A 6,884-nucleotide genomic window follows, 5' to 3' on the forward strand; every position below is an offset into this window, starting at 1 on the left:
GCCGCGGCGGCGCAGCTCCGGAACGATGAACTCCACCACGTCCTCGAAGGTGCCGGGCGTGATCGCGTAGGCGAGGTTGAAGCCGTCCACGTCGGTCTCCTCGACCCACTCCTGCAGGTGGTCGGCCACCTCCGTGGGCGAGCCGACGACGAAGGGGCCGAGCCCGCCGATCACGCTGAGCCTGGCGATGTCGCGGACCTTCCACTCCGAGCCGTCCTCGTTCGCCTCCTGGAAGTTGGCGACGGCCGACTGGATCGCGTTGCTCTTCACGTTGCCGATCGGCTCGTCGAGGTCGTACTGCGACAGGTCGATGCCCATCCAGCCCGACATGAAGACCAGCGCCCCCTCCTCGCTCCCGTAGGAGAGGTAGTCGCGGTGCTTCTCGTGCGCGGCCTCGCTGGTCTCGGCGGTGATGATCGTCAGCAGGGTGTAGATCTTCGCGGAGTAGCGGTCGCGACCGGCCGCCTCGAGAGCGTCGCGGATGCGCGAGACGGTCGCCTTCAGGCCCGCCTTCGTCGAGGACGCGACGAAGATCGCCTCCGCGTTGCCCGCCGCGAAGCGGATGCCGCGCGGCGACGCTCCCGCCTGGTAGATGACGGGTGTGCGCTGCACCGACGGCTCCGCGAGGTGGATGCCGGGGACGGTGAAGTTCTTGCCGCGGTGCCCGATCTCGTGCACCTTCGCCGGGTCGGTGAAGACGCCGGACTCGCGGTCGCGGACGACCGCGTCGTCCTCCCACGACCCCTCCCACAGCTTGTAGAGCACCTCGAGGTACTCGTCGGCGACGTCGTAGCGGTCGTCGTGCTCGAGCTGGTCCTCGTGGCCCATGTTGCGTGCGGCGCTGGGGAGGTAGCCGGTGACGACGTTCCAGCCCACGCGGCCCTTCGTCAGGTGGTCGAGCGTCGACATCCCCCGCGCGAACGGATAGGGGTGCTCGTAGGCGGTGCCCGCGGTGATGCCGAAGCCGAGGTGCTCGGTCGCGGCGGCCATCGCCGAGACGAGGAGGATCGGGTCGTTGACGGGGACCTGCGCGCCGTGGCGGATCGCCGCCTCGTTCGAGCCGCCGTAGACGTCGTAGGTGCCGAGCACGTCGGCGATGAAGATCCCGTCGAACGTGCCGCGCTCGAGCAGCTTGGCCAGGTCGGTCCAGTACGAGAGGTCCTTGTACCGCCAGGACTGGTCCTGGGGGTGGCGCCACATGCCCGAGGACTGGTGGGCGACGCAGTTCATGTCGAAGGCGTTGAAGCGGATCTGGCGGGTCATGGAGTCGATAGTGCCCAGCGGAGCCGCGAACGGGTACCGAGCGCGACGCACGGCGTCACAAAGCGACGCCCGTCGAGGCGCCCGGCGGGCCGGAGGCGCCCGGCGGTCTGATCCGGGTCGCGGCCGTGACCAGGGGACGGCGACGGCGTTGTTTCGGGTACGCCCTCGATCCGGCGACGCCGCCGATCCGGGTCATCGGGAGGTGTCGGACGTCTTCGGAGTGGGAGCCGCCCGGAACGACGTCGACGCAGGCCGGTTCCCGTGGAACGACTCCTCCGCCCCCTCGCACCGCCCCCGTCCGCCGACCGGCCGGCTCCTCCTCCTACGCCAGCTCGCGCCCCAGGAAGCGCACGTGCTCGCCGATCTGGAACGCCTCGCCGCCCTCGTGGCCGTTGAAGGGGTAGACGCGGATCTCGCGGGGTCCGGCGTAGCGGTTGTAGGAGGCGTAGACGGTGGACGGCGGGCAGATGTCGTCGCGGAGCGCCACCGAGAACAGGGCGGGGGACTGCGCGTAGGGGGCGAAGGAGGTGCCGTCGAAGTACGAGAGGGTGTCGAACACGCGCGCCTCGGCGCCGCGGTGGGTGTGCAGGTACTGCACGATCTCGCCGTACGGCATCGTGTCGACCAGCCGCACGGCGTGCGGGATGTGGGAGAGGAACGGCACGTCGACGATCGCGGCGCGCGCAGACTCCGATTCGCCGAGCAGGCCCAGGATCCCGGTGACGGCCAGGGCGATCCCGCCTCCCTGGCTGCCGCCCGAGACGGCCACGCGGGAGGCGTCGACCGCGGGGTGCGCGCGCAGCACGTCGAGCGCGCGGACGGCGTCGGTGAAGACGCGGCGGTAGAAGTGCTCGGCGGGCGACTCGATGCCCTGCGTCATGAAGCCGGAGACGTGCGGCCCGCTGCCGACCGGGTCGGGCGTCGCTCCCGAGCGGTGCCCGGACCCCTGACCGCGGGTGTCCATGACCAGGTGCGCGTAGCCGGCAGCCGACATCGCGGTCCACTCCGCGAGCTGGCCGCGGCCGCCTCCGTAGCCGATGAAGGTCACGAGCCCGGGGAGGGGGCCCTCGACGCCGCGGGGGAGGATCAGCCACGCGCGGATCGGGTGGCCGCCGAAGCCGGAGTAGGTGACGTCGACGGTGTCGAGCAGCCCGAATCCGGCGTCGACCGGCTCGAACAGCGGCTCCGTCGCGGCCGCGCGCGCCTCGGCGATCGTGTCGCGCCAGAACTCGGCGAACCCGGCGGGCTCGGGGATCTCGGGGGCGTACTGCTCGAGGAGGTCGAGCGGGAGGTCGAACTGCGGCATCACGGACTCCTTCTCGGGCAGCGGCGCCCGAGGATCGAGGCTACTGGAGGGACGGGCCGACCTGGGTGCGGCGTGGGAGAACGCCGCAGGACGGAATGCCGGGGCGCCCTCCGCGTTCTCCTCAGCATGACGACGTACGGAATCATCGGAGCAGGCAACATCGGCAGCCAGGTCGCACGGGCGGTCATCGCCCTCGGGGACGAGGTGGTCATCGCGAACTCGCGCGGCCCCGAGACCCTCGCCGACCTCATCGCGGAGCTCGGCCCGAAGGCCCGCGCCGCCACGGCACAGGAAGCGGCCGAGGCCGCGGAGATCGCCGTGGTGACGGTGCCGCTGAAGAACCTCGAGGAGGTGCCGGTCGCCCCGCTCGCCGGCAAGATCGTCCTCGACACGAACAACTACTACTTCGAGCGCGACGGCCGCATCGAGGCGCTCGACAAGGGCGAGACCACGACCAGCGAGATGCTGCAGCAGCACCTCCCGGAGTCGAAGGTCGTCAAGGCGTTCAACCACATCATGGCGGCCGACATCACCACGGACGGCACCCCGGCCGGAACGCCCGACCGCCGCGCCCTCGCGACGTCGAGCGACTACCCGGAGGCGATCCACTTCGTGACCGACCTCTACGACCGGATCGGCTTCGACACCGTCGCGGTCACCCCGCTGAGCGAGTCGTGGCGCGTCGAGCGCGACCGCCCCGCCTACGTGGTGCGGCAGAACCGCGAGGAGCTCGAGGCCAACCTCGCCAAGGCCCCCCGCACGGTCTGATCCAGCCTCTCGAAGGGGAGCGGTGCTCCGGCGCCGCTCCCCTTCGGCATGTCCGGACGGCGTCGGAGGCGCGCCCGGGACGGCTCCCTCGGCGCTCGCAGCCGCCGGGCCTGCGATAGTCGAGAGGACCAGCCACGCACCAGAGAGTCCCCATCGGGCTCCGAGAGGAGAGGTCTGCCATGCCCTCGACACCCCGTTCCGTCCCCTCCCGCTCCGGGCTCTCGCGCCGCAGCGTCGTGATCGGCGGTCTCGCGGTGCTCCCGCTGCTCAGCGCCTGCACGCCCGACTCCTCCGCTCCGGACGACGCCCAGCAGGAGGCGCCCCGCACCCGCACCGCGGCTCCGAGCGGGCCGGTGGCGCTCGCCCCGGACGCGCTCGCCGCGAGTGCGGCCCTGTTCGCCGCGGCTCCGCTGGTCGTCCTGGTCGAGGACGTCGCCGAGTCCCGCCTGCGCGCCGCCCAGGTGAGCATCGCCTGGGGCGTGCCGCTGCTGGTCGGCTCGGCGGGATCCGGAGCGACGGCCGACCCGACCGCGGACGCCGCGGCCGCGGGATCCACGGCCTCCGGGACGCCGTCCGCCTCCGCGACGCCGTCCGACTCGGCGGGCCCGTCCGGATCCGCGACCGCGTCCTCCTCCGCTCCGACCACCGACGCCCTCGCCGCCGAGTTCGCCCGCCTCGGCGTGACCCGGGTGCTCGCGATCGGCGACGTCACTGCGCCCGCCGGCGTCGATGTCGTCGCCTCCGCCTCCGACGCTGCCGCCCTCAGCGCGGCGTCCGGCGTGACCGTGGCCGACCTGGCGCTCGCCGACCTCGCCGCCGCCGCGCCGTCCACCGCCTCCGACGCCCCCTTCGGCGCCCTCCCGCCCCGGGCCGACGCGCTGACCGGCCTGCACGGTCTGGCCCGCGCGCAGGACGCCGACGTCGCCGCACTGGCGACCGCCCGCGCGGCCGGCGTGCCCGTCACCGTGGTCGACGGCGACGACCTGCTCGCCTCGGGTGCCGCTGTGACCGCGATCGCCGGGGCCGACGCCTCCTGCACGCTGCTGCTCGGCCCCGTGCTCGCCGCTCAGCCCGAGCCCGAGTGGGCTTTGCGCGCGGCCGCGAGCGGCTGGCAGCTGCCGGGCGGCGGCCAGCGGATGTTCGGCGGGCACCTCTTCGTCGCGATCTACGGCACTCCGGGTGCACCCGTCCTCGGCGTGCTGGGAGAGCAGGGACTCGAGCCCACGATCGCGCGCGCGGAGGCGGTGGCCGAGCCGTACCGGACGCTCACCGACAAGCAGGTCGTGCCGAGTCTCGAGATCATCACCACGGTCGCGGCGGGCGACCCCGGCAAGGACGGCGACTACTCCAACGAGCTCGACGCCGCCGACATCCGCCCCTACATCGACGCGGCGCAGGCGGCCGGGATGTACGTGGTGCTCGACCTGCAGTCGGGGCTGACCGACTTCCTCACCCAGGCGAAGCAGTACGCGGACCTGCTGACGCTGCCCAACGTCGGTCTCGCGCTCGACCCGGAGTGGCGCCTGCTGCCGGGCCAGAAGCCGCTGGAGCAGATCGGGCGCGTCTCGGCCGCCGAGGTCGACAGCGTGTCGGAGTGGCTGGCCGACCTGGTGCAGAGCGAAGGGCTGCCGCCGAAGATGTTCGTGCTGCACCAGTTCCGGCTGTCGATGCTGCAGGACCGCGACACCATCCGCCGAGACCGGCCCGAGCTGGAGTTCCTCATCCACGTCGACGGCCAGGGCTCGCAGCCCGACAAGCAGGCGACCTGGGACGCGCTGCACGAGGGCGCCCCCGAGGGCATCGCCTGGGGCTGGAAGAACTTCTACGACGAGGACGCGCCGATGCTCACTCCCGCCGAGACCATGGCCGAGGTCCGCCCCCTCCCCGACCTCGTCACCTACCAGTAGGCGCCGCCGCCTCCCTCCCACCCTCCCGCGAGATGCCACTTGTGAGGGCGACACGCCGCGGACGGGCGCCACAAGTGGCATCTCGCGGAGGGGAGGGCGGGCGTCAGCGGCGCAGGAGCTCGCCGGAGAGGACGCCCGCCTCGACCTCCTCGAGCGCTCGGCCGCGGGTCTCGGGCACGCGCTTCCAGATGAAGGCGAGCGCGAGCAGGCCGACGGCGCCGAACAGGAAGAACGTGCCGGTGATGCCGACCCCGGAGACGAGGGTCGGGAAGAACAGGCCGAGCACGGCGTTCGTGATCCAGTGGCAGAAGATCGCGATGCCGACGCCGACGCCGCGGATCCGCAGCGGGAAGATCTCGGACAGCATCACCCAGGTGACGATGTTGAGGAAGGTCTGCATGCTGCCCACGAACGCGACGACCAGCACCAATATGACGTACGGCCGCGCCGGGTTGCCCACGGGGAGCGCGACGGAGGCGATGCCGATCAGGAAGTGCATCGCAGTGGTCAGGGAGTAGCCGAGCAGGAGGGTCGTGCGGCGGTTCATCGTCTGCATGAGCCGCAGCCCGATCAGGCCGCCGATCACGGCGATCGCCCCGGGCGCGATGTTGGCGACGAGTGCGCCGTCGTGATCGAAGCCCGCCTCCTTCAGCACCGACTGGCCGTAGTACATGATCGAGTTGATGCCGGTGAGCTGCTGGGCGACTCCGATCCCGATCCCCACCAGGAGGATGCGCACCGCCCAGCGCTCGCGCAGCGCCTGCAGCAGGGGGATCCTCGGGCCGTCCTTCGCGCCGATCGAGCGGGCGATGGTCTCCGCCTCGGCGTGGGCCCGGTCGGGCGTGCGGATGGTGGTGAGCACGCCGAGCGCCTCGTCGCGGCGACCGTGCGCGATCAGCCAGCGCGGCGACTCCGGGACCCGGGTCATGCCGAGCAGGAGCGCGGCGGCGGGGAGCGCGGCGACGGCGAGCATGATCCGCCAGACTCCGGGCAGCTCGCCCCAGACGGTGCCGATGACGGCGTTGGCCACGAAGGCGGCGAGCTGGCCGATCACGATCATCAGCTCGTTGCGGCCCGCGAGGGAGCCGCGGATCTCGGAGGGGGAGATCTCGGACAGGTAGATCGGCACGACCACCGAGGCGCCGCCGACGGCCAGGCCGAGGACTGCCCGTCCGAGGACCATCACGCCGAAGCCCGGCGCCACCACGCAGACCAGGGCGCCGACGAGGAAGAGCACCGCGAGCAGGCGGATCGTGGTCCGCCTCCCGAGGGCGTCGGCGAGGCGTCCGCCCGAGATCGCGCCGATCGCGGCGGCGAAGAGGAGCGAGCTGGTGACGACTCCCTCGGTCAGCGCGGTGAGGCCCAGCTCGGCCGACATCGGCTCGAGGGCGCCGTTGATGACGCCGGTGTCGTAGCCGAAGAGGAGGCCGCCGAGGGTCGCGATGAGCGCGATGAGGCCGAGACGCCGAGTCGGCGCCTCCAGGGAGGTGGTGGTCATCCGCTCACTCTGGCGTATGCCCGCTCACCGAGGGAACCCTGGACCGTCGAGGGAACCCGGTGTAGCGGGTTCTCTCGACGGGTCGGGGTTCCCTCGGTGAGCGGGCATACGCCAGAGTGAGCGGATGACCACCACCTCCCTG

At 72.3% G+C, this 6,884-nt stretch carries 5 protein-coding genes; 2 read left to right on the forward strand and 3 right to left on the reverse strand.

All coding sequences use genetic code 11. From position 1 onward, the window contains the following. Positions 1-1,263, reverse strand: a 1,263-nt coding sequence (locus C5D08_RS16435) for an LLM class flavin-dependent oxidoreductase (RefSeq protein WP_104277926.1), incomplete at its 3' end; no start/stop codon positions are given. Between the two features lie 322 nt (positions 1,264-1,585). Continuing rightward, on the reverse strand, positions 1,586-2,569 hold the full coding sequence (locus C5D08_RS16440; RefSeq protein ID WP_104277927.1) for an acetylxylan esterase: 984 nt from the start codon (positions 2,567-2,569) through the stop codon (positions 1,586-1,588). Positions 2,570-2,695: 126 nt separating this feature from the next. On the opposite strand from C5D08_RS16440, the gene C5D08_RS16445 reads away from it, so the two are divergent. Then, the gene (locus C5D08_RS16445) at positions 2,696-3,337 is read left to right on the forward strand and encodes an NADPH-dependent F420 reductase (RefSeq protein WP_104277928.1); all 642 of its coding nucleotides are present in this window, start codon (positions 2,696-2,698) and stop codon (positions 3,335-3,337) included. A 179-nt stretch (positions 3,338-3,516) separates the two neighbouring features. Then, positions 3,517-5,244 carry a hypothetical protein gene (locus tag C5D08_RS16450; protein ID WP_104277929.1) on the forward strand — a complete coding sequence of 576 codons (1,728 nt, stop codon included), beginning with the start codon at positions 3,517-3,519 and terminating at the stop codon, positions 5,242-5,244. A 103-nt stretch (positions 5,245-5,347) separates the two neighbouring features. Here C5D08_RS16450 and C5D08_RS16455 read toward each other — a convergent pair whose 3' ends face one another. After that, a complete protein-coding gene (locus tag C5D08_RS16455; RefSeq protein WP_104277930.1) occupies positions 5,348-6,742 on the reverse strand; it encodes a sugar porter family MFS transporter in 1,395 nt (464 codons plus the stop codon). Positions 6,743-6,884: the final 142 nt, after the last annotated feature.

This window comes from Rathayibacter sp. AY1B6 (assembly GCF_002932755.1).
Classification (GTDB): domain Bacteria; phylum Actinomycetota; class Actinomycetes; order Actinomycetales; family Microbacteriaceae; genus Rathayibacter.

Bases quoted from the DNA above. Each gene is read 5' to 3' on its own strand.
- C5D08_RS16440 (WP_104277927.1), bottom strand. From the start codon at position 2,569: ATGCCGCAGTTCGACCTCCCGCTCGACCTCCTCGAGCAGTACGCCCCC.
- C5D08_RS16445 (WP_104277928.1), top strand. From the start codon at position 2,696: ATGACGACGTACGGAATCATCGGAGCAGGCAACATCGGCAGCCAGGTC.
- C5D08_RS16450 (WP_104277929.1), top strand. From the start codon at position 3,517: ATGCCCTCGACACCCCGTTCCGTCCCCTCCCGCTCCGGGCTCTCGCGC.
- C5D08_RS16455 (WP_104277930.1), bottom strand. From the start codon at position 6,742: ATGACCACCACCTCCCTGGAGGCGCCGACTCGGCGTCTCGGCCTCATC.